The organism is Sulfitobacter sp. CB2047 (assembly GCF_000735125.2).
GTDB classification, from domain to species: domain Bacteria; phylum Pseudomonadota; class Alphaproteobacteria; order Rhodobacterales; family Rhodobacteraceae; genus Sulfitobacter; species Sulfitobacter pontiacus.
In genome coordinates, this window is the sequence record NZ_CP072613.1 from 1573297 (window position 1) to 1599413 (window position 26117).

The 26117-nt window shown below is 61.5% G+C and carries 21 protein-coding genes and 1 tRNA gene; 7 read left to right on the forward strand and 15 right to left on the reverse strand.

Translation table 11 applies throughout. The features are described 5' to 3' along the window. Positions 1-327: 327 nt before the first annotated feature. The gene (gene gltA, locus IV89_RS07775) at positions 328-1623 is read right to left on the reverse strand and encodes a citrate synthase (RefSeq protein ID WP_037944428.1); all 1296 of its coding nucleotides are present in this window, start codon (positions 1621-1623) and stop codon (positions 328-330) included. A gap of 114 nt (positions 1624-1737) precedes the next feature. Continuing rightward, positions 1738-3138 (reverse strand): glutamate--tRNA ligase, encoded by a 1401-nt coding sequence (gene gltX, locus IV89_RS07780; RefSeq protein ID WP_037944427.1) that lies wholly within the window; start codon positions 3136-3138, stop codon positions 1738-1740. Between the two features lie 126 nt (positions 3139-3264). On the opposite strand from gltX, the gene IV89_RS07785 reads away from it, so the two are divergent. Next, positions 3265-5313 carry a ComEC/Rec2 family competence protein gene (locus IV89_RS07785; protein WP_037944426.1) on the forward strand — a complete coding sequence of 683 codons (2049 nt, stop codon included), beginning with the start codon at positions 3265-3267 and terminating at the stop codon, positions 5311-5313. 6 nt (positions 5314-5319) lie between these two features. Here IV89_RS07785 and lexA read toward each other — a convergent pair whose 3' ends face one another. From lexA to IV89_RS07820, 7 genes are all read right to left on the reverse strand, one after another. Beyond that, positions 5320-6018 (reverse strand): transcriptional repressor LexA, encoded by a 699-nt coding sequence (lexA, locus tag IV89_RS07790; RefSeq protein ID WP_005853849.1) that lies wholly within the window; start codon positions 6016-6018, stop codon positions 5320-5322. Positions 6019-6080: 62 nt separating this feature from the next. Further along, positions 6081-7253: a gephyrin-like molybdotransferase Glp gene (gene glp / locus IV89_RS07795; protein WP_037944425.1), complete on the reverse strand. Its 1173-nt coding sequence runs from the start codon at positions 7251-7253 to the stop codon at positions 6081-6083. Next, positions 7250-7723 carry a cyclic pyranopterin monophosphate synthase MoaC gene (gene moaC, locus IV89_RS07800; protein WP_037944424.1) on the reverse strand — a complete coding sequence of 158 codons (474 nt, stop codon included), beginning with the start codon at positions 7721-7723 and terminating at the stop codon, positions 7250-7252. Before moaC ends, glp begins: the two co-directional genes overlap by 4 nt. Continuing rightward, a complete protein-coding gene (trpC, locus tag IV89_RS07805; protein ID WP_009824807.1) occupies positions 7723-8547 on the reverse strand; it encodes an indole-3-glycerol phosphate synthase TrpC in 825 nt (274 codons plus the stop codon). Before trpC ends, moaC begins: the two co-directional genes overlap by 1 nt. Continuing rightward, a complete protein-coding gene (locus IV89_RS07810) occupies positions 8544-9212 on the reverse strand; it encodes a uracil-DNA glycosylase (RefSeq protein WP_037944422.1) in 669 nt (222 codons plus the stop codon). The genes trpC and IV89_RS07810 overlap by 4 nt, the downstream gene beginning before the upstream one ends. Then, complete coding sequence (trpD, locus tag IV89_RS07815) at positions 9209-10228, reverse strand: anthranilate phosphoribosyltransferase (protein WP_037944420.1); 1020 nt, start codon at positions 10226-10228, stop codon at positions 9209-9211. Before trpD ends, IV89_RS07810 begins: the two co-directional genes overlap by 4 nt. Continuing rightward, entirely contained in the window at positions 10225-10806 is a 582-nt protein-coding gene (locus tag IV89_RS07820) for an aminodeoxychorismate/anthranilate synthase component II (RefSeq protein WP_037944419.1), read from the reverse strand. The genes trpD and IV89_RS07820 overlap by 4 nt, the downstream gene beginning before the upstream one ends. Before the next feature lie 158 nt (positions 10807-10964). Between IV89_RS07820 and IV89_RS07825 the strand changes: the two genes are divergently transcribed. Next, positions 10965-12563 carry a divergent polysaccharide deacetylase family protein gene (locus tag IV89_RS07825; protein WP_235183789.1) on the forward strand — a complete coding sequence of 533 codons (1599 nt, stop codon included), beginning with the start codon at positions 10965-10967 and terminating at the stop codon, positions 12561-12563. A gap of 65 nt (positions 12564-12628) precedes the next feature. Here IV89_RS07825 and IV89_RS07830 read toward each other — a convergent pair whose 3' ends face one another. The 6 genes from IV89_RS07830 to fabI all read right to left on the reverse strand — a co-directional run bounded on the left by IV89_RS07830 (position 12629) and on the right by fabI (position 19733). Further along, positions 12629-13669: a succinylglutamate desuccinylase/aspartoacylase family protein gene (locus IV89_RS07830; RefSeq protein ID WP_037944417.1), complete on the reverse strand. Its 1041-nt coding sequence runs from the start codon at positions 13667-13669 to the stop codon at positions 12629-12631. Positions 13670-13671: 2 nt separating this feature from the next. Continuing rightward, positions 13672-15183 carry an anthranilate synthase component I gene (gene trpE, locus IV89_RS07835; RefSeq protein WP_037944416.1) on the reverse strand — a complete coding sequence of 504 codons (1512 nt, stop codon included), beginning with the start codon at positions 15181-15183 and terminating at the stop codon, positions 13672-13674. A 12-nt stretch (positions 15184-15195) separates the two neighbouring features. Then, the gene (locus IV89_RS07840) at positions 15196-17040 is read right to left on the reverse strand and encodes a peptidyl-prolyl cis-trans isomerase (RefSeq protein ID WP_037944415.1); all 1845 of its coding nucleotides are present in this window, start codon (positions 17038-17040) and stop codon (positions 15196-15198) included. Between the two features lie 67 nt (positions 17041-17107). Continuing rightward, entirely contained in the window at positions 17108-18274 is a 1167-nt protein-coding gene (locus IV89_RS07845; protein WP_081858792.1) for an aminotransferase, read from the reverse strand. A 135-nt stretch (positions 18275-18409) separates the two neighbouring features. After that, positions 18410-18922, reverse strand: a complete 513-nt coding sequence (gene gpt / locus IV89_RS07850; RefSeq protein WP_005853828.1) for a xanthine phosphoribosyltransferase — start codon at positions 18920-18922, stop codon at positions 18410-18412. Positions 18923-18926: 4 nt separating this feature from the next. After that, on the reverse strand, positions 18927-19733 hold the full coding sequence (fabI, locus tag IV89_RS07855; protein WP_005853827.1) for an enoyl-ACP reductase FabI: 807 nt from the start codon (positions 19731-19733) through the stop codon (positions 18927-18929). 219 nt (positions 19734-19952) lie between these two features. Here fabI and pdxH point away from each other — a divergent pair, with 219 nt between their 5' ends. The 5 genes from pdxH to IV89_RS07880 all read left to right on the forward strand — a co-directional run bounded on the left by pdxH (position 19953) and on the right by IV89_RS07880 (position 26088). Further along, entirely contained in the window at positions 19953-20558 is a 606-nt protein-coding gene (gene pdxH / locus IV89_RS07860) for a pyridoxamine 5'-phosphate oxidase (protein ID WP_037945043.1), read from the forward strand. Positions 20559-20630: 72 nt separating this feature from the next. Further along, entirely contained in the window at positions 20631-21179 is a 549-nt protein-coding gene (locus IV89_RS07865) for a cold shock protein (RefSeq protein WP_174226609.1), read from the forward strand. A gap of 35 nt (positions 21180-21214) precedes the next feature. Then, a complete protein-coding gene (locus IV89_RS07870; RefSeq protein ID WP_037945041.1) occupies positions 21215-21643 on the forward strand; it encodes a DUF192 domain-containing protein in 429 nt (142 codons plus the stop codon). Between the two features lie 74 nt (positions 21644-21717). Continuing rightward, positions 21718-21794, forward strand: a tRNA-Pro gene (locus IV89_RS07875). Positions 21795-22434: 640 nt separating this feature from the next. Continuing rightward, positions 22435-26088 (forward strand): vitamin B12-dependent ribonucleotide reductase, encoded by a 3654-nt coding sequence (locus IV89_RS07880; protein WP_037944414.1) that lies wholly within the window; start codon positions 22435-22437, stop codon positions 26086-26088. Positions 26089-26117: the final 29 nt, after the last annotated feature.

Consider the following 26117-nt stretch of genomic DNA (forward strand, 5'->3'; position numbering starts at 1 on the left):
GGGGTCTGCTGTGCATCGCACAGGGTAAAGCTGCGCTGAATTGACGATGAATCTGGGATGATCGGGGCGGTTGGTCAATCAATTTTGACCATTATGCGTAGCTTGGAAACAACAACACAAAACTGCCATATTTCGGACGCTATGGTTTCGAAATGGGGAAAAGTGAGTTGAAACAATGGGCTGGAAAGAGGCGCTTTGATCACGGGGCGCTTTCTGGCGGGCTTTCAGGTGATTCTCTTTGTCCTGCGTTTCAGGCAGCAGCAGTCCACCCTGAAACGCAAAACGCCCCGCCGTGAGGGCGGGGCATTTTGACTAATGTACTGACATTCAGCGCTTTTCGATGTCCACATAGTCGCGTGGTGTTTCGCCAAGATACAGCTGACGGGGACGCCCGATTTTCAGCTGAGGATCGCTGATCTGCTCTTTCCACTGCGAGATCCAGCCAACGGTCCGTGCCAGCGCAAAGATCGGCGTGAACATCGACGTGGGGAAACCCATCGCTTCGAGAATGATGCCCGAGTAGAAATCGACGTTCGGGAACAGCTTCTTCTCTGCGAAATACGGATCTTCCAGCGCCTGTTTTTCAAGCTCTTTCGCGACCTGCAGGATCGGGTTGTTTTCGACACCCAGCAGCTCAAGCACTTCGTCCGCGCTTTCTTTCATCACGGTCGCGCGTGGGTCGTGGTTCTTGTAGACGCGGTGACCAAAGCCCATCAGGCGGAACGGGTCGTTCTTGTCCTTGGCGCGGGCGATGAATTCAGGGATGCGGTCCGGTGTGCCGATCTCTTTCAGCATTTCAAGACATGCCTGGTTCGCCCCACCATGCGCCGGCCCCCAAAGGCAGGCGATGCCAGCAGCGATACAGGCAAAGGGGTTCGCCCCCGAAGAGGACGCCAGACGCACGGTCGATGTCGATGCGTTCTGTTCGTGGTCCGCGTGCAGGGTAAAGATGCGGTCCATCGCGCGGGCGAGGATGGGGTCGACGACGTAATCCTCGGCAGGGACGGCGAAACACATGCGCAGGAAGTTACCGGCATAGTCTACGTCGTTGCGCGGATAGATGAACGGCTGACCGATGGTGTACTTATAGGCCATCGCGGCAATCGTCGGCATCTTGGCGATCAGACGGATCGTTGCCACTTCGCGCTGGTGCGCGTCGTTGATGTCGGTGCTGTCGTGGTAGAAGGCAGACATCGCGCCCACAACGCCGACCATGATCGCCATCGGGTGTGCATCACGGCGGAAACCACGGAAGAAGTTGATCATCTGCTCGTGGATCATGGTGTGGTTGGTCACCAGATTTTCGAACTCTTCCAACTGCGCGGCAGAGGGCAGTTCGCCATACAGCAGCAGGTAGCACACTTCGAGGTAGTGGGATTCGCTGGCCAGTTGGTCGATCGGATACCCACGGTGAAGCAACACGCCTTCGTCACCGTCAATGAAGGTGATCGTGCTGTCACAGGCCGCTGTCGAGGTGAAGCCAGGGTCATATGTGAACACATTCGCCTGAGAGAACAGCTTGCGGATGTCCATGACATCCGGGCCCGCCGACGGGGAATAGATCGGCAGTTCAAAGCTGTTCCCGTCGATGGTCAACGTTGCGGATTTTGTACTTTCGGCCATGAAGTCCCTTCCTATCGTTTTATCGACGTGCGTTATGCCGTCGACTGGGGAGATACCGAAACGGTCCGCCCCTCAGTTATTGTTGTGCATATCAGGAATATGCTTTTGCATATCTTAGATAGCCGCATCGTTTAAACGGGCAAGGCTTTCGTCACGCCCAAGTACCAGCATCATATCGAAAACTGATGGGGTTGCTGCCCGCCCGGCGAGTGCCGCGCGCAGCGGCCCCGCCAGTTTGCCGAATTTGGTGTCCCGCGCGGCGGCAAAGCCGTTCAGCGCCTCCTCCAGCGTTTCTCTGTCCCAAGTAACATTCTGCAACTGCGGCGTCAATTCAGTCAGCATACCACGGGATACATTGTCCAAGTGCTTGTCTGCCTTCTCGTCCGGTTGGATGGGGCGTTCGGCGAGGATAAATTCAGCTTTTTCAAGGAGATCAGGAAATTTCTTCGCGCGATCCTTTAAGCAATACATCGCCCGCTCCAACCCGTCAGCTTGCGCTTTTGTGAGCGCGGGCAGACCGGCAGCGGTCAAATAGGCCTCGATCTCGTGCCGCAATGCAGCATCATCCGCCGCGGCGATGTGCTGCCCACAGATGTTTTCCAGCTTCTTGAGGTCGAATTGCGCGGGGCTTTTGCGGATACCGTCCAGATCGAACCATTCTTGCGCTTGGGCGTCGGTGAAGAATTCGTCGTCCCCATGGCTCCACCCCAGACGGGCGAGGTAGTTGCGCATACCGGCCGCGGGAAAGCCCATTGCCTGATATTCCTGCGCGCCCAAAGCGCCGTGACGTTTCGACAGTTTCTTGCCATCCGCGCCGTGGATCAGCGGGATATGCGCCCAGACCGGCACGTCCCAGCCCATAGCGTTGTAAATCATCATCTGGCGCGCGGCGTTGTTGAGGTGATCATCCCCGCGGATCACATGGGTCACGCCCATGTCATGGTCATCAACAACAACGGCCAGCATATAGACGGGCGTACCATCGGAACGTAACAGCACCATGTCATCAAGCTGGTCGTTCCCGATCACCACGTCGCCCTGGACCGCGTCGCGGATGACGGTTTCGCCCGTCAACGGGGCCTTGATCCGTACGACATAGGGGGCGTCGGGGTGCGTTTCGGGCGCGGCGTCACGCCAAGGTGATTGGTACAGGGTGCTGCGCCCCTCGGCCTTGGCCTGATCCCGGAACGCGGCGATTTCTTCTTGCGAGGCAAAGCACTTATACGCCTTTCCTTCGGCAAGAAGCTGCAGCGCCACCTCGGCGTGGCGGGGTGCGTTTTCGAACTGGCTGACCACGTCACCGTCGTGATCCAGTCCCAGCCACGCCATGCCCTGCAGAATCGCTTCGGTTGCCTCGGGGGTGTGGCGCTGGCGGTCGGTGTCTTCGATACGCAGCAGGAATTTACCGCCCCGACCGCGTGCATAAAGCCAGCTGAACAGCGCCGTCCGCGCGCCGCCGATGTGCAGATAACCGGTAGGAGACGGGGCGAAACGGGTAACGACAGGCGTTGTCATGAGCGGAGGATCCTTTGCAGCAGAAGTTCACGGAAAACGCCCGTTCGGGGTGCCGTTTATCATTTGCTAACTCCTTTGGAGATAGCGTCCCCGACTATCTACCCAGTGCAGAGAACGGGGGCAAGTATGGGGCTGTTGTCCTATATGGCGCAGAGCATGCGCGCACAGCGGGGGCATCTGATCGGCTGGGTGCCGGTGTGTCTGGCCGTGGGGATCGGTAGCTATTTTGCGCTGCGGGTTGAGCCTTCGCTGACCGTCCTGCTTTGGGTCGCGGGCGGGGCGGCGCTGCTGGGGGCTGCGGCCTTTCTGGCGGGCGAGGTCGCGGGGCCCGTTTTGTTGGGCGCGGCCTTGGTGTTGGTCGGTTTTGATCTGGCGGCGTTGCGGGCCCATGCCGTCGGCGGGCCGGTGCTGGGGTGGCGCTATTACGGCCCGATCGCGGGGCGCGTCGTGGCGGTGGATCGCAGCCAGTCCGACGCCTTGCGGCTGACGCTGGATCGGGTCGTGCTTGAACGGGTGTCTGCGGCGCGGACGCCGCTGCATGTGCGCGTGTCCTTGCACGGCGACAGACGCTTTGACGCGGATATCACGCCGGGGTTGGGGGTGATGACCACGGGGCATCTATCACCGCCAAGCGGTCCGGTCGAGCCTGAGGGCTTTGATTTCCAACGGCATGCATGGTTCGCAGGCTTGGGTGCTGTGGGGTATAGTCGCACCCCGTTACTGGCGGCGACACCGGCTGAGGCGGGGCATGGCGGGCTAGCGGTATTTCGGGCGCGCATGGCGGCCTCGGCCCGGATTCAGCGGATCTTGCCGGGTGATATAGGCGGGTTTGCCACGGCGATCACCACCGGCGACCGCAGCGCCATCAGCCAGGACGCGCTGCAGGATCTGCGCGCCAGCAACCTTGCGCATCTATTGGCGATCTCGGGCTTGCACATGGGGTTGCTGAGCGCGGTGGTCTTTGGCGCGTTGCGGATCGTGCTGACGTTGGTGCCGTGGATCGCGCTGCACTGGCCCACGCGCAGTATCGCAGCGGCAGGGGCGCTGGTGGCGGCCAGCGGCTATCTGCTGTTGTCGGGGGGTAATGTCGCAACCGAACGCGCGTTCATCATGGTCGCCGTGGCCCTTGGCGCGTTGATCATCGGGCGACGGGCGCTGACCCTGCGGGCCGTGGCGATTGCAGCCACGGTCGTGTTGGTCCTGCGGCCAGAGGCATTGACGGGGCCGGGGTTCCAGATGTCCTTTGCCGCCACCACGGGGTTGGTTGCGATCTTTGGCTGGTTGCGCAACGCCGAGGTCTCGCTTGGGCCGAAGTGGCTGGCACCGGCTGTGGCGACGGTGATTTCCTCGGCTGTGGCGGGGGGCTTTACCGCGCCCATCGGGGCGGCCCATTTCAACACAATCGCGCAATATGGCTTGGTCGCGAACCTGCTCTCGGTCCCGCTGATGGGGATCTTGGTGATGCCGGCCGCCGTCGCGGCCTTGGTCATGGCACCGCTGGGACTAGAGTGGATTCCCCTGCAGGTCATGGGCGCAGGGTTGCGCTGGATCTTGCTGGTCGCGCAGGGCGTTGCGGGGATCGACGGGGCGCAGGGCCATGTGGCCGCCCCCGGCCCTTGGGTGCTGCCGCTGCTGGCGCTCGGGTTTTTGTGGCTGTTGCTGTGGCAGGGTTGGTTGCGATTTGCCGGTCTGGGAGCCGTGATTGCGGCGGGGGTATTGTGGCACGGGGCAGAGCGTCCGACGGTACTGATCTCGGACACCGGCAGTCTGGTGGGGGTGATGACCCCCACGGGCCGTGCGCTGAGCAAGGCGAAAGGCGCAGGCTTTGTCGCGCTCAACTGGCTGGAGAATGACGGCGATGGCGCCGATCAGGCCCGGGCCGCCGCGCGCTGGCCCACAAGGCCAAATATTGGGGGGCGAGAGGTGATCCACCTGTCCGGCAAGCGCGCGCGGGCGGCGTTCGGGGCGTGCCGTGCGGATCAGATCATCGTGCTGTCTGTTGTGCCCGATCCGCCGCTGACGGGCGGTTGCGATGTGTTTGACCCCGACCGGTTGCGATCCTCGGGGGCAGTCGCACTCACCATCGACAACGGGCGGGTCACAATGCAAACGGCCCGCCAAAAAGCGGGCACGCGGCTGTGGACAGCATGGCCAAAGGACAGGCCGCCGTGGTAGCAAGCGTCAGTAGGTGCGGATCAACCCGACCAGACGCCCCTGCACCTTGACCTTATCCGACGGCAGAACCCGCGTTTCATAGGCGGGGTTAGCGGCTTCCAGTGCGACAGAGCTGCCGTGACGGCGGAATTTCTTGAGCGTCGCCTCGTGGTCTTCGACCAGCGCAACCACGATATCCCCATCATCCGCGACAGAGGTTTCGCGGATGATCACCACGTCGCCATCGTTGATCCCTGCGTCGATCATGGAATCACCCTGCACCTCCAAAGCGTAGTGTTCGCCGCTGCCGCTGATCATCCCGCCGGGGACGGCGACGGATTGGGTCATGGTGCTGATCGCCTCGATCGGGACACCGGCGGCGATCCGGCCCATCATCGGTACATCAAAGGACGACGCGCTGACCGGCTGCGCGGCAGAAGGGGGCGGCCCATCGGGGCGGTCGCCGTCAATCACGCGCGGGGTAAAGCCCGCACCGGACAGGCTGCCCAAGCTATCGGGCAGTTTCACTACCTCTATCGCGCGGGCGCGATGCGCAAGCCGGCGGATGAATCCGCGTTCCTCCAGCGCTGTGATCAGACGGTGGATGCCGGATTTGGACCGCAGATCAAGCGCTTCTTTCATCTCGTCAAAGCTGGGCGGCACGCCATCGCGCTGCACACGTTTGTGAATAAAGGCCAGCAGATCGAGTTGTTTCTTGGTCAGCATCCGGACATTCCCCGTTTCTATTTGGGGTTTGTTCTAGGGATGTTCCTGTTTTGTGTCAACCGTCAGAGGGGAATACAGCCTATGATCGCTCCGGCCGTGCGGGCCCCATCGTGGGGCGGGCGGACCATCAGGACATCGGCGCGCGACAGGATGCCCAGCAGCGAACTGTCCTGATTGTCTTCGGGCAGGACGGCACCGTCACGGACCATCGCACGCATATAATGTTCGCGTGGCCCATTGGCGGGCAGATCGACGCCAAGCGGCAGATCGACCCGTGCGGCGGGCGCGGCGGGCAGGCCCAGCATCTTGCGCAGCACCGGCACGACAAAGACCGTCCCGCAGACCATCGCCGACACCGGATTGCCGGGCAGGCCGATCATCGGGACATCACGCAGCCGCCCCGCCATAAGAGGTTTGCCGGGGCGCATCGCGACTTTGTAGAAAGACTGGTCCATCCCCATTTGGGCGGCGACGGGGGCGACCAGATCGTGGTCTCCGACAGAGGCACCGCCGATGGTGATGATCAGATCGGCATCCTGCGCCATGGTGAAGGCTTGGGTCAGCGAGGGCACCGTGTCGCGGGCAATCGGGATCATGCGGCACTGCGCACCATGCTGTTCAAGCAGGGCGGCCAGACCATAGGTATTGGAGGCGATGATCTGGTCGGGGTTCGGCACCTCGCCGGGTTGCACCAGCTCGTCCCCCGTGGCGATGATCGCGACGCGTGGTTTGGTATAGACCGGCACCGTCGCCACATTCATCGACGCCAGCAGCGCGATATCGGCAGGGCGCAGCAGACGCGGCGCATCCATCGTGTCACCTGCATGGAAATCCCCACCGGCGGGGCGGATATTGGTCTTGGGGCCGATGTCATGGCCCAGCATGATCAGATCGCCACGACGGGTCGTATCCTCTTGGATCACAACGAAATCCGCACCTTCGGGGACAGGGGCACCGGTAAAGATGCGCACGGCCTGACCGGCCTTGACCACTCCGTCAAATCGATGGCCCGCCGCCGCTTCGCCGATGACCTTGAACATCGCGTCGGGCTCGACTTCTGTCTGGCGCAGGGCATAGCCATCCATAGAGGAGGCCGCGAAAGGCGGCTGGGTGCGGGTGGCAACACCATCGCGCGCCAGCACACGGCCCGCGGCCTGACGCAGCGGGACCGCTTCCACTTCGGTGGCGGTTACGAGATCAAAGAGATGCGACAGGGCGCCGCTGACAGAGATCATTCTGCCTCGTATCGGCCCGATTTGCCGCCGTCTTTCAGCACGACCCGCAGGCCGCCGATCTCCATGCCTTTGTCCACGGCCTTGGCCATGTCATAGACAGTCAGCGCTGTGACAGAGGCGGCGGTCAGCGCCTCCATCTCGACGCCGGTCTGTCCGGTGGTCTTGACGGTCGCGGCAATGCGCAGGCCAGGCAGGTCGGCATCGGGTGTCAGTTCGACCGACACTTTGGTGATCGGCAGAGGGTGGCACAGCGGAATCAGATCGGCGGTGCGCTTTGCAGCCATGATCCCCGCCAGACGGGCCACCCCCATGACGTCACCCTTTTTAGCGCGTCCTTCGGTAATGATATCAAAGGTTTCGCGCAACATCTTGATGTGGGTTTCAGCAACGGCCACCCGCGACGTCACGGGTTTGTCCGACACGTCGACCATATGCGCGTCACCCTTACCGTCAAAATGCGTGAGCGCCATTACATGCCCCCCGGCCGCAGCGGTGTGGCCAGCAGGTTGCGGGTTGCGACCTCTACATCGTCCTGACGCATCAGGCTTTCCCCGATCAGGAACACCCGCGATCCGTATTTCGCCATATCGGCCAGATCTTCGGGCGTGTTCAGCCCGCTTTCCGATACGATCATCTTTTCCACATCCACATGTTTCGACAGGCGGCGCGTGGTATCTAGCGTCGTCTCGAAGGTTTTGAGGTTGCGGTTGTTGATCCCCATCATGCGGCTTTTCAGCACGGCGGCGCGGTCCAGCTCTTCCTTGTCATGCACCTCGATCAGCGCGTCCATGCCCCATTGGGCGGCGGCGTCCTCAAGCTCGATCGCTTGGGCATCGCTGACAGAGGCCATGATGATCAGGATACAATCTGCCCCAAGCGCGCGGGCTTCGGCGACCTGATAGGGGTCGTACATGAAATCCTTGCGCAGCACGGGCAGGGTGCAGGCCTCGCGGGCGGCGACAAGATATTCCTTGGCCCCCTGAAAGCTGGGCGTGTCTGTCAGCACCGACAGGCAGGTCGCGCCACCGGCGGCATAGGCAGCGGCCAGTGTAGCGGGGTCGAAATCGGCGCGGATCAACCCTTTTGACGGGCTTGCCTTCTTGACCTCGGCAATCAGCCCGTACCCCTCGCGCGAGGCGTCGAACAACGCGTCGGCAAAAGGGCGCACGGGCGAGGCGGCGCGCGCCTCTGCCTCTACGGCCTCGAGCGGTTTGGCGGCCTTGTCGGCGGCGATCTCTTCCAGCTTGTAGGCTTTGATCTTGTCTAGGATGGTGCCAGTGTTGGTATCGGTCATGATGTCTCCGGTGTTGCCCAGTTTATGGCCGCTTGGCCTTGGGCGTGCAACCAGTCATTGCAGCGCGAGAAGGGGCGTGACCCGAAAAACCCACGCCGCGCGGACAGGGGCGACGGGTGCGGGGTTTCGAGTTTGAAGTTCGGTCCCCCGTCCACATCCCGCGCGACTTTTTGGCCATGCGCACCCCACAGCAAATAGGCGCGGGGACGGTCGGCCAAGCGGCCAAGAATTTGCGTGGTCAGCTGCTGCCAGCCCAGTTTCCCATGACCGCCTGCGTCCCGCGCAGGCACGGTCAATGTGGTATTCAACAACAGCACGCCCTGATCCGCCCAGAACCGCAGATCGGCATCCGGTGGGCACGCGCCGATGTCATCCACCATTTCCTTATAGATATTGGACAGCGAACGGGGCAGCGGTTTGGTATCGGCGCGCGCGGAAAAGGCAAAGCCGTGGGCATGGCCGGGGGTGGGATAGGGATCTTGCCCCAGGATCACCACGCGCACCGCGTCGGGCTGGGTATGTTCCAGCGCGGCGAAAACCTGCGGTCGGGGCGGTAGCGTCTCGCGCGGGTCCGCGGCCAGCGCGGCGGCGATGCCGGGCAGGGTGTCGTCAAAGAACGCAAGGTCGCGCCAGGCCCCGAGGCGCGATAGGTCAAAACGGCTCATGCGGTCTGGGTGATCCGCGCGACTTGGGTGATCTTGTCACGGGCCGCACCGCTGTCAATGCTGTGACGTGCCATCTCTACCCCTGCTTTCAGATCGGGCGCGGCATCGGCCACGACCAGCGCCGCCGCCGAATTGAGCAAGACCGCATCGCGGTAGGCCGATGGGGTTCCGTCCAGCAGCGCGTTGAAATCACGTGCGTTTTCTTCGGGTGTGCCGCCGACGATATCCTCGAACGGATGGACCGGAAGGCCCGCGTCTTCGGGCGTGATCTCGAATTCGGAAATGGTGCCATCAGGGTTCAGCGCGGCGATCCAGCTGGTGCCGGTGATCGTCAGCTCGTCCGTCCCGTCGGAGCCATGCACAAGCCACGCTTTTTCAGAGCCAAGCGCGCCAAGTGTTTCGGCCATCGGGCGGATCAGATCGCGGCGATAAGCCCCGGTCAGCTGCCGTTTGACGCCCGCCGGGTTGGTCAGCGGGCCGAGGATGTTGAAGATCGTGCGTGTGCCCAATTCGGACCGCGTGGGCATGACATGGGCAATCGCGGGATGGTGCATCGGCGCCATCATAAAGCCGATGCCCGCATCGCGCAGGGCGGCCTCGACCACCTTGGGCCCGACCATCACCTTGAGCCCCATCTGCGTTAGCGCATCCGCCGCACCGGATTTGGACGACAGGTTGCGGTTGCCATGTTTCGCCACCACGACGCCCGCGCCGGCCACGACAAAGGCCGTCGCGGTAGAAATATTCAGCGTGCCCTTGCCATCGCCGCCGGTGCCCACGATGTCCATCGCGCCCTCGGGGGCGGTGACGGGATTGCATTTGGCGCGCATGACATGGGCGGCGGCAGCATATTCATCCACCGTCTCGCCACGGGTGCGCAGGGCCATCAGGAAGCCACCGATCTGGCTGGGGGTCGCTTCGCCCTCGAACAGGATCTGGAACGCGGTCTCGGCCTGATCCCGGGTCAGCGGGCCATTGGCGGCCGCATCGATCAGAGGTTTTAGAGCATCGCTCATGCGGGCACCTTTACGTTGTTCAGAAAGTTTTGCAGCATCTGGTGACCGTGATCCGAACGGATCGATTCCGGGTGGAACTGCACGCCATGCAGCGGCAGGTCGCGGTGCTGCAGGCCCATGATCGTGCCGTCCTCAAGCTCTGCCGTGATCTCAAGGCAGTCGGGCAGGGTAGCGCGGTCAACGATCAGCGAATGATAGCGCGTCGCGGCAAAGGGCGATGGCAGCCCCGCAAAGACGCCCTGACCCTTGTGGTGCATCATGCCCATCTTGCCGTGCACGATCTCGCCCGCGCGCACGACCTTGCCGCCGAACGCCTGACCCAGCGTCTGATGGCCAAGGCACACACCCAAAAGCGGCGTGCTTGTTTCGGCGGCGGCTACCGTCAGCGCAAGGCAGATGCCCGCTTGATCCGGGTCGCAGGGGCCGGGCGACAGGATGATCCCCGCGGGGTTCATCGCCATCGCGGCCTGCACGTCGATCTGGTCATTGCGGCGGATTTCGACTTCGGCCCCGAGGTCACCCAGATAGTGTACGAGGTTGTAGGTGAAGCTATCGTAGTTATCTATCAAGAGCAGCATGCGGCAATTCTTTGTATTGAGGCAGGGTTTAGGGCTAGAGGAACCGCGCAAAACCACGGTATAATGTCCGCTGATACATGTTCAGGGTTAAGACCTATCGTCAAGGGCAGCAGGCCGGAGAGCCGCGCGAACCGGAACAAAAACAGGAGCGATCATCTATGTCACGCGGGTTTATTGGCGGCATCCTCATTGGTGCGGTATTCAGTGTCGGCGTCGCCGGTGTCGCGTCCTTCATGGTACCTATGGGGCCCGCGCCCTTGCAAGACACGCCTGTGCCAAGTGACACGCCTGACGAAGAGCGCGCGACCAACGCGTCCGAAATGGCGGCCCCCCCGGTAGTAGCGGCTGATGAAACGCCCCTGACGGCGGCTGAGGACACTAACGAGGATGTGATCACGCCAGAGCCGGAGCCAGTTGTCGAAGAGCCTGTCGTCGAGGAGCCCATCGTTGAACCAGAGCCCGAGACTGTACCTAAAGCCGAGGTCACACCAGAAGTAGAAGCACCGGTCGCGCAAGAGGCTGTGCAAGATGCACCTTCAGAGGACGCGCCGGACGTCGCGGCAGCGCCTGAGACGGTAGAGCCTGAACCACAGCCCGAGCCAGAGGTCGCCCCAACGCCGCAGCCCGCGCCGCAGATCGCGCAGGATATCGACGCGACAGCTCCCGTGACCGTGCCCGATGCGGCTGCACCGAAGATCACGCTCGATGATCCTGTCTTGCCCAATCCGATGGCGCTCGCACCGATGGAACCGACCGAGCCGGATGCGCTTGGCATCGAGACCCGGACAGCACCGCCCGTCACCGCCGACGAAAGCGTCGACACTCCCGTGTCGCCCACGCCGGATACCGATGTCGCCACCGCACCAAGCGCGCCCGACGCGCAACCCGAAGAAGCCCCCGCCGATGTTGTCTTTGTCGCGCCCGAGCAACGCACAGACGGGCGGCCCACAATCGGCACCCCTGCGGCAATCACCTCTGAACGGGATACGGGCGTGACGATCAACCGCCTGCCGACCGCCCAATCGGGCGAACAGACCGCCCCCGAGGCGCAAGCCACCGCAGAAAGCCCCGCCATCACCCGGTATGGCCAGCCTTTCGCGAATCCTGATGACAAACCGCTGATGAGCGTCCTGTTGATGGACGTGGGCAGTGATCTGCAAGGGGGCGAGGTCGGTATCGCCGCGTTGCGCAGCTTTCCCTATCCGCTGAGCTTTGCCGTCGACGTCAGCCTGCCCGACGCGGCAGAGCGCATGCAGACCTACCGCAACGAAGGATTCGAGGTGCTGGCGATGGTCGACCTGCCCCAAGGCGCGCAGCCAAGCGATGCAGAGACCACGCTGGCGGTCGCCTTCTCGCGCATGCCCGAAGTGATCGGCGTGCTTGAAGGGCAGGGTGCCGGGCTGCAACCCGACCGTGCGACAGCAGATCAGGTGACTGCGATCCTTGGGCAGGGGGGCTATGGCCTTGTGACCCAGGACAAGGGGCTGAACACGATGCCCAAGCTTGCAGTGAAAGAGGGCGTGCCCGCTGCACCCGTGTTCCGCGACTTTGACAGCAAGGGGCAGACGCCCACCGTGATCCGACGGTTCCTTGATCAGGCCGCGTTCAAGGCGGGGATCGAAGGGTCGGTGATCATGATGGGGCGGATGCGGCCCGAGACGATCTCGGCGCTGTTGGTCTGGGGGTTACAGGACCGTGCCAGCCAAGTCGCACTTGCCCCTGTCTCAGCCGTGCTGAAAAACGCGACGCCTGAATGATCCACCGGTAAAGCCGTCAAAACCTGCGCGCTGCGCGGGCTTCGACGTGCCTGAGTGTGATCTGCCTAGATAATCTCGTCTTCGTCGAACAGCGGGTCGCTTTCGAGCTGCGTGATCATATCCTCGACCGTGTCTGCCACGGCCTTGGGCAGCAGCTTTGCCAAGTGGAAGACAGCGTCGCCCTCGTTCACCACGGGCAGGATCGCGCGGCCGATCAGGATACCGTCATGGGGGGCGATAATATCCTCTTCGGTCTTGCCGAACGGATCAGAGACTGTCGCCAGCGCGTCGCCCTGTTTCACGGTCTCCCCCTCGGCCCTGAAGGTGCGCAGCAGCCCACCCACTGGCGCGCGCAACCAGGTCGAGCTTGAGCAGACATGGGACTGCCTGCGCGAGGGGGCGATGCCCTTGGCCGGCAGCATGTCTTCGGCATGCATGACCCGCAAGATACCCGCAACGCCCGCGCGCACCGCCATTTCGTCAAAGCGCAGCCCTTCGCCCGCCTCATACAGCAGCACCGGCGTGCCCTTGGCGGCGGCGACCGCGCGCAGCGATCCGTCGCGCAGGGGCGAGGTCAGCACCACCGGTGCGGCAAAGCTGGCGGCCATGCGCCGCGTCACCGCATCTGATGGAGATATCCGCACCTGCGGCAGGTTGGTCCGGTGGATCGCGGCCGAATGTAGATCGATTCCGAAATCACAGCGCAGCACCACGTCGTTCAGAAAGATATGCGCCAGCCGTGACCCCAAAGACCCCGACGGGTGCCCCGGAAAACAACGGTTCAGATCGCGCCGGTCCGGCAGATAGCGTGACCGGTTCAGGAAACCGAAAGAGTTCACCACCGGGATCACCAGCAGCGTCCCCCGCAGGGATTTCAATTGCGGTGCGCGCAGCAGACGGCGCACGATCTCGACCCCGATCAGCTCGTCCCCGTGAACAGCGGCGCTGACAAACATGGTGGGCCCGGGGCGCTTGCCGTGGATCACTTCAAGCGAGAGACCGACAGGCGTGTGGTCCGGCAGGATCGAGATCGGCAAGTCGATCTGTGCCCGAGAGCCGGGTGCCACGTGTTGACCCGCAATCTCGAACGGGGCTTGCGTCGGCATCCTCAGCTGTTCCCTTGACCTGCGAAGCGTGCTGCATCGGCCGCCGCACGGCGGATCGCGTCGGATTTATGCACCGTTTCCATATATTCTGCCTCTGCGTCGCTGTCATAGACGACACCGCCACCGGCCTGAATATACAGGGTCTTGTCCTTGATGACGGCCGTGCGCAGCGCGATGCACATGTCCATGTCGCCGCCTGCGCTAAAGTAGCCAACACCGCCGCCGTAGAGCCCGCGTTTCTCGGGCTCCAGCTCGTCGATAATTTCCATCGCGCGGACTTTGGGCGCGCCTGATACGGTGCCCGCGGGCATCCCCGCAAAGAAGGCATCCAGCGCATCGCGGTCTTCGCGCAGCTCGCCCACGACATTGGACACGATGTGCATCACGTGGCTGTAGCGTTCGACGATGAATTCCTCGGTCGGGCGCACGGTGCCGATCTTGGCGACCCGGCCCACGTCATTGCGGCCCAGATCAAGCAGCATCAGATGTTCAGCCAGCTCTTTCTGGTCGGCCAGCAGATCAGCCTCCAGCGCGCGGTCTTCTTCCGGCGTGGCCCCGCGACGACGGGTACCTGCAACGGGGCGGATCGTGATCTCGTTGCCGAAAACGCGCACAAGGATCTCGGGCGAGGCCCCGACGACGTGGAAATCACCGAAGTTGAAATAGAACATGAAGGGCGACGGGTTGGTCCGGCGCAAACTGCGATACAGCGCAAAGGGCGGCTGCGAGAAGCCCTGCGCCCACCGTTGCGACGGCACCACCTGAAAGATGTCGCCCGCCACGATGTATTCCCGCGCTTTTTCAACGGCGGATTTATAGCCTTCGCGGGTGAAATTGCTGACGGGGGCGGATTCTTCGTGGGCGTCACCCAGATCACGGCTGGTGCCGGGCATCGACCGTTCCAGATCACGCACCGCATCCATCACGCGTTCGGCGGCTTGGGCATAAGCGGCCTTGGCCGATTGCCCGTCAGACACCCAAGCTGGCGATACGATCGTGACCTCGCCCTTGACCCCGTCAAGCACGGCAATCACCGACGGGCGCACCATCATCGCATCGGGCAGCCCCATGGGATCGGGGTTCACATTCGGCAGATGCTCCACCAGCCGGATCATGTCATACCCCAGATAGCCGAACAGCCCGGCGGCGGCTTGCGGCAGGTCATCAGGCAGGTCGATCTTCGACTCCGCGATCACCGCACGCAATGTATCCAGCGGATCGCCCGCAACATCTTCGAAAGCATCTACGTCATAGCGTGCCGAACGGTTGATGGCCGACGTGGTGCCCTGACAGCGCCAGATCAGATCGGGCTTCATCCCGATAATCGAATAGCGCCCGCGGACCTCGCCGCCGGTCACAGATTCCAGCACAAAGGCGTTCTGTGCCGCACCGGTGAGCTTGAGCATCAGCGAAACAGGCGTGTCCAGATCGGCAGCCAGACGGGTGTAAACGATCTGGTTCTTGCCCGCCGCATAGCCTGCGGCAAAGCTGTCATAATCGGGTGTCAACGACATGGGAGACCTAACTTAGGGGAAGTTCACGTGGACGGCGTTGATCGCCTGCTGATCGACACGCGGTGCCGTGCGGCGGATCACGTCGTCAGAGAAAGCGGCGAAAAGCGCTTGCGACAGCTGGTCATCCAGCTGGGTGGCGATCTGGGTTTTGACCTGGGTCATCCGGTCATTCTCGCCCGCGTCCTTGATGCTATCAAGACGGACAAGCGCGACCTCATCGGCACCTTCCAGCAGTTCGACCTCGCCGGGGGCTGCGTCAAACACAGCGGCGATGAACCCCTGCGGCGCGGCGCTGACCACGGCGTCGCGGGTCTGGTCGGTCCCGGTCTTGGGCTCCAGCCCCAGCTCGGCAAAATCAGCGCCATCGGCAAGCTCGGCCTGCAGGGTCTCGGCCTTGGCACGCAGGGCGGTGATCAATTGTTCGTTCTGCCACGCCTTGGCCACGTCTGCACGGGCGGCGTCAAACGGGTTGGGGCGTTCCTCTTTGGTGCCATCAAGACGCATGGCGAAAACGCTGCCGTCATCCAGCTGCTGGATCTGGGGGAAGTCGCCTTCGGTCAGACGTGTCGCGGCCTCGCGGAAACCGGCATAGGCGGCGATGCTTTCGCTGCTGTCCTGCGTCCATTCGATGGTGCTGAGGGTCATTTTGCTTTCCTCTGCGATCTGTTCCAGCGTGGCACCACCGGCCAATTGGTCGTCCAGATCCTGGGCGCGGACCTCTACCAGACGGGCCGCGCGGTCCGCGGCAAGGTCTTGCACGAGCGTCGGGCGGGCTTCTTCGAAGGTGGTATTCAGCGACGGCAGCACACCGTTCACACGGAACAATGCAGGCCCGAGGTTGCTGGGCAGCGGGCCGACAATATCACCCACTTCGGCAGCAAACACGGCGTCCCCTGCGGCACCCAACTGTTGCTGGCTCAGATCGCCAAGATCCACATCCGACAGGGACAGCCCACGGTCCGCGACCAGCCCCTCAAATGTATTGCCATCCACCTCGAGCGCGGCGGCGGCCTGATCGGCGGCCTCCTGATCGCGGAAGACCAGACGTTCGACCAGGCGGCGTTCGGGCTGGATGTATTCATCCGCGCGGTCGTCATAGGCGGCCTGCAGCTCTTCGTCGGTCAGCTCTACTTCGTCCAGCAGATCCTGCGGGCCCATGGTGATATAGCTGATGGTCTTGCTGGCGGGCAGAATGAACTGATCGGCGTTCTCGTCGTAATAGGCCTGCAGCTGCGCATCGGTGGCGTCGGGCAGGGGCGCATCCAGATCATCTTGCGTCAGTTTGGCCCAGGTAAAGCTGCGCTGCTCGCCCACATAGGAGACAAGCGTGTCAGCATAGGCGTCGGGCATCGCAACACCGCCGGTGATCGCTTCCTGCAATAGGGTGCGGCCCGCTTCCTCGCGCAGGGACTGTTCGAATTCATTCTCGTTCAGACCGGCCTGCTGTAGGGCAAAGCGATAGCCCTCGCGGTCAAAATTCCCGTCAACGCCTTGAAACGACGGGATTTCCACAACGCGTTCACGCAGGTTCGCGTCGCCGATGGACAGGCCCATCTCGTCGGCCTCATTGTCGAGCGCGCGCAAACGGACCAGACGTTGCAGCACGGCACGGTCCAGCCCGATGGCTTGGGCTTCTTGAAAGCTAAGCTGTTCGCCGGACTGGCTTTCGATGGCGCGGATCTGCTGCTGCAGCTCGCGGGCGTAATCGTCGACCGAGATTGACTTGTCGCCCACTTCGCCGACGGTGCGTGCGCTACCGTTCAGATTGACCGCGCCAAAACCGCCCAGACCCAGGATCAAAAGACCCATCAGCCCCCATACTGCGGTTTTCGTAAAGCTGTTGCCTTTGGCTTTCATGGTGTCATCCCTTAAACGCACGTTTTGCCCTGTCTATGCGGTGCGCGGCAGGGGGGCAAGAGCCGCGTTAGACCTGTGTCAGACGGTCAAACAGCACCTTGATGCCTGCGACATCCAGATTGGCAAAAGCGAGGCGCAGATGTCGCCCGCCGGTGATATCCTCTGCCGGATGGAACATGGTGCCGGGCAGGGTCAGCACGGCCGCCTCGCGCACCAGCCGTGGGGCCAATGTGGCAGAGCTTTCGTCAAAGGGATGCGAGAGATAGGCGAAATAGCCGCCAAGCCCCAAGAGTTTCCAGCCTTTCGCGTCCAAACGATGCATTCTGTCGGCAATCGCCTGTCGCCGCGCCAGGATCTCGCGCCGCTCGCCGGCCAGCCATGTGTCAAGGTTCTGCATCCCCCAAAGGGCGGCATGTTGGCCGATCTGGCCGGGACAAATGGCGACGGTATCCAGGAACTTCTCAACCTCGGCAAGACGCGTCTGGGAGGCGATAATCGCGCCCACTCGGTGACCAGTCAGACGGTAGGCCTTTGAAAAAGAATATAAATGGATCAACGTATCGTGCCAGTCGGGGTCCAGAAACAGACGGTGCGGCGGGCCGGAACGACTGTCAAAGTCGCGATAGGTCTCGTCCAGGATCAGGGCGATACCGCGCGCACGGGCCAGATCGAAAAACGCCTGCACCAGCTCTTCGGGGTATTCAACGCCGCCGGGGTTGTTGGGCGTGACCAAGGCGATGGCACGGGTGCGGTCGGTGATCAGGGCGGCAGCCTGTTCCGGGTCGGGCAAGAGCGTATCGCCCACCGGCAGCGGCACGGCGGCGACACCCGACATGTCCAGCCACATCTTGTGGTTAAAGTACCACGGCACCGGCAGGATCACCTCGTCCCCCTCGGCACAGAGCGTGGCAATCGCAGCGGCAAAGGCCTGGTTGCAGCCCGATGTAATCGCCGCTTGCGCGGGCTCTACCGCGCCGGCGTAATGGGCGCTGACCTGCGCGGCCAGCTCGTCGCGCAATTCGGGCAGACCCAGCACCGGCCCATAAAGATGCGCATCATCGTTGTTCAGCGCGACATCAGCCATGGCCTGCCGCATGGCCTGCGGTGGCGGATCGACAGGGGCGGCTTGGCTCACGTTGATCAGGGGGCGGTCGGCGTCAAAATGGACGCCCGTCAACCAGCGGCGCGCCTCCATCACCGGAGGAGAGAAAGTCGCGGCGGTACGCGGGGTCATGGTCAATGCTCCTGACTGGGCGAGGGAGGGGGCGCTTCGGCGAGCGGACCAGCGCAAAGTCTGACACGGCGCGGGGCCGCTGCTTCCAAATGGTCCTAAATCCTCGCCGAAGGCAGGTATCTGCGGGGGTGCCGTTTAGTCTTTGCCGCGGTAGGGCTCTACATATTGCAGCGCCATATCCCAGGGGAAGAAAATCCACGTATCCTGGCTGACTTCGGTAATGAAGGTATCCACCTGCGGGCGGCCCTTGGGCTTGGCATAGACGGTGGCCAGATGCGCATTGGGGTAAAGCTGGCGCACGACTTCAAGGGTTTTACCGGAATCCACCAGATCGTCGATGATCAGGATACCGGTGCCGTCGCCCATCAGCTCAGCATCGGGGGCCTTGAGCACGACCGCGTCCGATTGATCCTGATGATCATATGACTTGATCGAAATCGTGTCGACGGTGCGGATATCCAGCTCGCGGGCGGCGATCATCGCGGGGGCCATCCCGCCACGGGTGATCGCAACCACAGCACGCCAGCCGCCGTCATCGGGGCCCATGCCGTCCAGACGCCACGCCAGCGCACGGCTGTCACGGTGGATCTGGTCCCAGCTGATGTGAAACCCTTTTTCATGGGGCAGGCGCGAGGCATCCTTGCTCATGTCGTTATTCCTTTGCCATGTCTGGGGCGTCGACGGCTTTCATGCCCACCACGTGATAGCCCGCATCCACATGCAGATTCTCGCCCGTCGTGCCCGAGCCAAGATCGCTAAGCAGGAACAGCGCGGATTTACCCACGTCGTCGATGGTCACGTTGCGACGCAGGGGCGAGTTATACTCGTTCCACTTCATGATATAGCGGAAGTCGCCGATGCCGGATGCGGCCAATGTCTTGATCGGGCCGGCGCTGATCGCGTTGACGCGGATGCCGTCCTTGCCCAGATCCTCGGCCAGATATTTGACCGATGCTTCCAGAGCGGCCTTGGCGACGCCCATCACATTATAATGCGGCATCACTTTTTCGGCACCATAATATGTGAGCGTGACCGCGCTGCCGCCGGACTTCATCATCTTTTCCGCGCGCTGCATCACAGCGGTGAAGGAGTAGACAGAGATATCCATCGACATCGCAAAATTGGCGCGGCTGGTGTCGACATAACGCCCGCGCAATTCGTTTTTGTCAGAGAACCCGATCGCGTGGACGATAAAGTCGATCCCGTCCCAACGTTCGCCCAAAGCGGTAAACAGCGCGTCAATCGACTCTTCCGACCCGACATCGCAGGGCAGGACCAGATCGCTACCCAGTTGCGCCGCCAGCGGATCGACCCGCTTTTTCAGCGCGTCGCCTTGATACGAGAATGCCAGCTCTGCACCGGCATCCGCGAGGGTGCGTGCGATGCCCCAGGCAATCGACTTGTCATTGGCGAGGCCCATGATAAGCCCACGTTTGCCTGCCATCAGGTCATTTGCCATTGTACTTCCTTCGACTATGTCACTGAACTTTTATCCGGTTTATGCTATTGATAGTTTGGCATCAAGGCTGCACGGTGATCGCGGCACTTGAGAGGACGCCGAGATAGACCGCCCTGGCGGTTTTTAGGCGCGACAGTGTGTTTAGTTGTTCTAGTATGTCATTTGATGTAAGGCATTGTCGCAAGATTGCGTCGATGCGCAAGGAAGGGGATCATGATCATGGAAGTGCGCAAAGGCATTTTTGCCGGTGACGATCCCTTTGTGATTGCGCGCCGCTGGCTGGATGAGGCAACGCAGACAGAGGTCAACGACCCAAATGCCATCGCGCTATCGACCGTGGATGCCGACGGTTTGCCCAATGCGCGCATGGTGTTGCTAAAAGAAATCGAAGACGCGGCATTCGTCTTTTACACAAACTACACCAGCGCCAAGGCGCAAGAACTGGATCACGCGGGCAAGGCTGCTTTCGTGATGCATTGGAAATCCCTGCGCCGCCAGATACGGGTGCGCGGCGTGGTTTCCAAAGAAGAAGGCCCGCAGGCGGACGCATATTACAAGTCGCGTTCGCTCAAAAGCCGGTTGGGGGCCTGGGCCTCTGACCAATCGTCCCCTTTAGCCAGCCGTGCGTCATTGGTCGCCGAAGTGGCAAAAGTCACCGCCAAAAAGGGGCCAAACCCAGACCGTCCACCTTTTTGGGGGGGCTACCGGATCACCCCGGTCGAAATCGAGTTCTGGGCCGACGGAGAGTATAGATTGCATGACCGTTTTGTCTGGCGACGTGCCGAACAAAACGGTGATTGGAGCGTAACGAGATTGAACCCATAAGGCGGCTTTTGCCGCTGATATTTTGTACGCGGGCACGCTGTTGCCTGACCTAGAGAAGACCAAAGGACATTTGTGTCAGAAGTATCCAGCAATAGCTCTGCCATTTCCGGCGTGGTGAAATGGTTTGACCCCGCGAAGGGGTTCGGTTTCGTTGTCTCAGACGCTGGCGGGCCTGATATCCTGTTGCACGTCAATGTGTTACGTAATTACGGTCAAAGCTCTGTCGCGGACGGTGCGCGCATTGATCTGACGGTGCAAAAGACCGAACGCGGGGTGCAGGCGACCCAGGTCCATGCGGTACACCCGCCCGCTGCCGCTCAGGCGATGGCGTTGTCGGATATTGTGGGCATTGACCCCGCGCTGGTGGCCGCCGCACCGCTGGAACCCGCGCGGGTCAAATGGTTCGACAAATCCAAGGGCTTTGGTTTCGCGAATGTGTTTGGCAAAAGCGATGACATCTTTCTACATATAGAAGTGTTGCGGCAGTCGGGCCTGTCGGATTTGCAACCGGGCGAGGCATTGGCGCTGCGGGTCATTAACGGGGAACGCGGCCAGATGGCGGCAGAGGTACATGCATGGGAAACGGTACGACTCGATTCATCTGGCACCGCGCAAAGCTGATCCGCGCGGGTCTTTTGGCCTTTGCCACTCTGGCGATGGCAGGGGCGGCCGCTGCCAAATGCAGCGACACCAGCGTGACGCTGCGCGGCGACTGGGGGCAGGCGCGCTTTAGCGTCGAGATTGCCGATGATGCCGGTGAACGTGCCCAAGGATTGATGCACCGCACCTCACTGGCAGGCAGCGCGGGTATGCTCTTTATCTATGAAGAACCGCAGCCTCTCAGCTTTTGGATGCGCAACACATTGATTCCCCTCGACCTATTGTTCATCGATTCCCACGGTGTGGTGCAGCACATCCACCATAATGCGGTTCCGCTCGACGAATCTCCGCTTGAGGGGGGCAGTGATGCGCTGCTGGCGGTGTTGGAAATCAACGGCGGATTAAGCGCGCGGATGGGCATCACACCGGGGACAGAGCTGCGCCATCCCGCGTTTGCAGGGCGCAATCCGGCATGGCCCTGTTAGTTCGTCAGAAACTATCATTTTCTGTGAACTTAGGGCTTTTCAATCCGATTGCTTGGGGCTAAGTAGGCCGCAGTCGGGGCGTGGCGCAGCCTGGTAGCGCACCTGTTTTGGGTACAGGGGGTCGGAAGTTCGAATCTTCTCGCCCCGACCACTTTAAGAACCACCACATATAGTGTTCCTGATCTGCTTTATGCAGATCAGAACGCTGTATTTGTGTGCAGTCGTTCTTTTTTGCCACAGAAGCACGCTCTAAATCTGGTGAGATAGCCGGGTTTGCGAACCTATATCTGGTGGCTGCATAAATTTTTATCATCCACAGTTCCGCCATGTTTATCCCCAGCCCGCTGTCGGGGATTTTGTGGATAACTCAAGCGATACATGAGCCAGCCGCGCTAAACCTTAGCGTTTATTAACTTTATCCGCGGTGTGGAAAATCACCCTCGAGATCCGCTGTCTGTGCATATCATTTCGCTGAATCACCGCGCCGACCGAAGCTTCAAAAAATGCCGATCCGGTCAAGACGCAACTTCCCTTATTTCGATAATAAAGCCGTTGACCCAATAGGGCTGCATACGCCAGTTTGTGTAAATCGACGGGCGGGCCACTACATCTGGTGATTGATCGGGGTGGCCTGCTGATCGGGTGAAATTGGGTTTCGCACATTTGCGCCGGTTAAACGGCTTGATCCAAGACCAACCTGATGCGGGTGCGGGGGACGATGCACACCGGCGATAGGTTTGGCGGCCCGATCATGCCGCTGGTTGAGAGTTTGAAAATTTGGGGCAGCACTTATGAAAATCGAGAGAAAATTCACGCGATCCGGTCAGGATGCCTACGCAGAACTGGACTTTGTGAGCACAGCCTCCGAAATCCGCAATCCTGACGGGTCGGTGGTCTTTCGCCTCGATAACGTCGAAGTGCCCTCCAGCTGGAGCCAGGTCGCCTCTGATGTGATCGCCCAGAAATATTTCCGCAAGGCAGGCGTCCCGTCCGAGACCAAGAAGGTCAAGGAAAAGGGCGTGCCAGAATTCCTCTGGCGCTCGGTGCCGACCGATGACGCGACCATGGGCGGCGAGACGTCGTCGAAGCAAGTGTTCGACCGTCTGGCAGGCGCTTGGGCCTATTGGGGTTGGAAAGGTGGCTATTTCACCACCGAAGAAGACGCCCAAGCCTATTATGACGAGATGCGCCACATCCTGGCCAGCCAGCGCGGCGCACCCAACAGCCCGCAATGGTTCAACACCGGTTTGCATTGGGCCTACGGCATCGATGGTCCCGCGCAGGGGCATTACTATGTCGATTATAAATCCGGCAAGCTGACGCGGTCGACATCCTCTTACGAGCATCCGCAGCCCCACGCTTGTTTCATCCAGTCTGTCGCTGACGATCTGGTAGGGGACGGCGGCATTATGGACCTGTGGGTCCGCGAGGCGCGTCTGTTCAAATACGGGTCCGGCACCGGCACCAACTTCTCGAGCCTGCGGGCGGCGGGCGAGAAACTGTCGGGCGGGGGGAAATCCTCTGGCCTAATGGGTTTTCTGAAAATCGGTGACCGTGCGGCAGGCGCGATCAAATCGGGTGGCACCACACGGCGCGCGGCCAAGATGGTTATCGTTGATGCGGACCACCCCGATATCGAGGATTTCATCAACTGGAAGGTCATCGAAGAGCAAAAGGTGGCGAGCATCGTCGCTGGGTCGAAGATGCATGAACGCGAGCTGAACAAGCTGTTTGCCGCGATCAAAGCATGGGACGGCGCAGAGGCCGACGCCTATGACCCTGCCAAGAACGACCAGCTGAAGGCCGCGATCCGCAGCGCGAAAAAATGCGCGATCCCAGAGACATACGTCAAGCGCGTGCTGGATTATGCCAAGCAGGGTCATACCTCGATCGAATTCCCGACCTATGACACCGACTGGGATTCCGAAGCCTATTCCTCGGTCTCGGGCCAGAACTCCAACAACTCGATCCGGGTGACCAACGCTTTCCTGCACGCCGTCGAAAAAGACGCCGATTGGGAACTGCTGGACCGCACCACCGGGCGCGTGTCAAAAACCATCCGCGCCCGTGACCTGTGGGAGCAAGTCGGCCACGCCGCATGGGCCTGCGCCGATCCCGGTATCCAGTATCACGACACGGTAAACGACTGGCACACATGCCCCGAAGACGGCGCGATCCGCGGGTCGAACCCGTGCTCCGAATACATGTTCCTCGACGACACGGCCTGTAACCTTGCGTCGATGAACCTGCTGACCTTCCTGCAAGACGGGGAGTTCATGGTCGAAGACTATATGCACGCCTCGCGTCTGTGGACCGTTACGCTCGAAATCTCGGTGATGATGGCGCAGTTCCCGTCCAAGGAAATCGCGCAGCGGTCCTATGATTTCCGCACGCTGGGTCTGGGCTATGCCAACATCGGCGGTCTGCTGATGAACATGGGCTTTAGCTACGACAGCGACGAAGGCCGTGCCCTTTGCGGGGCGCTGACCGCGATCATGACAGGCGTTTCCTATGCCACCTCCGCCGAGATGGCGGGCGAGCTGGGGGCCTTCCCCGGTCACGCCAAGAACGCCGAGCATATGCTTCGCGTCATCCGCAATCACCGCAATGCGGCCCACGGCAAGACCGACGGCTACGAGGCGCTATCGGTCAAGCCCGTGCCACTGGATCACGCAAACTGCCCGCAAGCCAACCTGATCGACATCGCCACCGCGACCTGGGACGAAGCCCTGCGTCTTGGCGAAAAGCACGGGTACCGCAACGCGCAAACCTCTGTGATTGCGCCGACGGGCACCATCGGTCTGGTGATGGATTGCGACACCACCGGGATCGAGCCTGACTTTGCGCTGGTGAAATTCAAGAAGCTCGCGGGCGGTGGCTATTTCAAGATCATCAACCAGTCGGTACCCGCAGCGCTTGAAAAGCTTGGCTACGGCTCCGCCCAGATCGAAGAGATTGTCGGCTATGCCGTCGGTCACGGCACCATCGGCAACGCGCCTGCGATCAACCACACCACGCTGGTCGGCCACGGTTTTGGCCCCAACGAGCTGGCCAAGATCGACGCGGCGCTGGCACAGGCTTTCGACATCCGCTTTGTCTTCAATCAATGGACATTGGGCGAGGAGTTCTGCACGCAAGTCCTTGGCATCCCTGCCGAAAAGCTGAACGACCCGACGTTTGACCTGCTGAAATCCCTAGGCTTTTCCAAGAAAGATATCGAAGCGGCCAACGACCATGTTTGCGGTACGATGACGCTGGAAGGCGCGCCGCACCTCAAGCCCGAACACTACGGCATCTTCGACTGCGCCAACCCCTGCGGCAAGAAGGGCAAACGCTACCTGTCCGTCAACAGCCACATCTATATGATGGCGGCGGCGCAAAGCTTCATCTCCGGCGCGATCTCTAAGACGATCAACATGCCAAATGACGCCACCATCGAGGATTGCCAGAACGCATACGAGCTGTCGTGGTCACTTGGCGTCAAAGCCAACGCGCTGTACCGCGACGGATCAAAACTGTCGCAGCCTCTGGCTTCTGCGCTGGTCGAGGATGATGACGAGGCCGCCGAAACGCTGGAAAGCGGCACCACCCACGAGAAAGCCACCGTGCTGGCTGAAAAGATCGTCGAGAAGGTCATCGTCAAAGAAATCATCAAATCGCACCGCGAAAAGATGCCTCAGCGCCGCAAGGGCTATACCCAAAAGGCCAATGTAGGCGGGCATAAGGTCTATCTGCGCACCGGTGAATACGAAGACGGCTCCTTGGGCGAGATCTTTATCGACATGCACAAGGAAGGCGCGGGCTTCCGTGCGATGATGAACAATTTTGCCATCGCCGTGTCCGTGGGTCTGCAATACGGCGTCCCGCTGGAGGAATTCGTCGACGCCTTCACCTTCACCAAGTTCGAACCCGCTGGCATGGTGCAGGGCAACGACAGCATCAAGAACGCGACGTCGATCCTTGACTATGTGTTCCGCGAGCTCGCCGTGTCCTATCTGGACCGTACCGATCTGGCACATGTGCAACCCGAAGGGGCCAGCTTTGACAGCCTCGGCCGCGGCGATCAGGAAAGCGTTGCCAATGTGGCGGAAATCTCCGAAACCGCCGCCAACCGCTCGCTCGAGGTGCTCAAGCAGATCAGCTCCACCGGGTATCTGCGCAACCGTCTGCCGCAGGATCTGGTGCTACTGCAAGGCGGGCAGGGGCAGGGCGACACGCAGACGCTTGACCGTGTGATGCCGCAGGCAGGCCAAGCCTCGGTCGCGGCAAGCATGGGGTCGACCACAGCGGTGTCCAGCGGCGCGGTCAGCATGGACGCCCGTACCAAGGCAAAGATGCAGGGCTACGAGGGCGAAGCCTGCGGGGAATGCGGCAACTACACGCTGGTCCGCAACGGCACCTGCATGAAGTGCAACACCTGCGGCGGAACGTCCGGCTGCAGCTAAGACAAACGCCCCGGCCTTGCGGTCGGGGC

Coding starts and splice junctions, on each gene's coding strand:
- moaC (WP_037944424.1), bottom strand. CDS start 7,723: ATGGCGCTCACGCATTTTGACGGTAAGGGTGACGCGCATATGGTCGAC.
- trpD (WP_037944420.1), bottom strand. CDS start 10,228: ATGAGCGATGCTCTAAAACCTCTGATCGATGCGGCCGCCAATGGCCCG.
- gltX (WP_037944427.1), bottom strand. CDS start 3,138: ATGACAACGCCTGTCGTTACCCGTTTCGCCCCGTCTCCTACCGGTTAT.
- IV89_RS07810 (WP_037944422.1), bottom strand. CDS start 9,212: ATGAGCCGTTTTGACCTATCGCGCCTCGGGGCCTGGCGCGACCTTGCG.
- IV89_RS07830 (WP_037944417.1), bottom strand. CDS start 13,669: ATGCCGACGCAAGCCCCGTTCGAGATTGCGGGTCAACACGTGGCACCC.
- fabI (WP_005853827.1), bottom strand. CDS start 19,733: ATGGCAAATGACCTGATGGCAGGCAAACGTGGGCTTATCATGGGCCTC.
- lexA (WP_005853849.1), bottom strand. CDS start 6,018: ATGCTGACCAAGAAACAACTCGATCTGCTGGCCTTTATTCACAAACGT.
- gpt (WP_005853828.1), bottom strand. CDS start 18,922: ATGAGCAAGGATGCCTCGCGCCTGCCCCATGAAAAAGGGTTTCACATC.
- IV89_RS07840 (WP_037944415.1), bottom strand. CDS start 17,040: ATGAAAGCCAAAGGCAACAGCTTTACGAAAACCGCAGTATGGGGGCTG.
- pdxH (WP_037945043.1), top strand. CDS start 19,953: ATGGAAGTGCGCAAAGGCATTTTTGCCGGTGACGATCCCTTTGTGATT.
- glp (WP_037944425.1), bottom strand. CDS start 7,253: ATGATCTCTGTCAGCGGCGCCCTGTCGCATCTCTTTGATCTCGTAACC.
- IV89_RS07870 (WP_037945041.1), top strand. CDS start 21,215: ATGGCAGGGGCGGCCGCTGCCAAATGCAGCGACACCAGCGTGACGCTG.
- IV89_RS07845 (WP_081858792.1), bottom strand. CDS start 18,274: ATGACCCCGCGTACCGCCGCGACTTTCTCTCCTCCGGTGATGGAGGCG.
- trpC (WP_009824807.1), bottom strand. CDS start 8,547: ATGACCGATACCAACACTGGCACCATCCTAGACAAGATCAAAGCCTAC.
- trpE (WP_037944416.1), bottom strand. CDS start 15,183: ATGTCGTTGACACCCGATTATGACAGCTTTGCCGCAGGCTATGCGGCG.
- IV89_RS07880 (WP_037944414.1), top strand. CDS start 22,435: ATGAAAATCGAGAGAAAATTCACGCGATCCGGTCAGGATGCCTACGCA.
- gltA (WP_037944428.1), bottom strand. CDS start 1,623: ATGGCCGAAAGTACAAAATCCGCAACGTTGACCATCGACGGGAACAGC.
- IV89_RS07820 (WP_037944419.1), bottom strand. CDS start 10,806: ATGCTGCTCTTGATAGATAACTACGATAGCTTCACCTACAACCTCGTA.
- IV89_RS07825 (WP_235183789.1), top strand. CDS start 10,965: ATGTCACGCGGGTTTATTGGCGGCATCCTCATTGGTGCGGTATTCAGT.
- IV89_RS07785 (WP_037944426.1), top strand. CDS start 3,265: ATGGGGCTGTTGTCCTATATGGCGCAGAGCATGCGCGCACAGCGGGGG.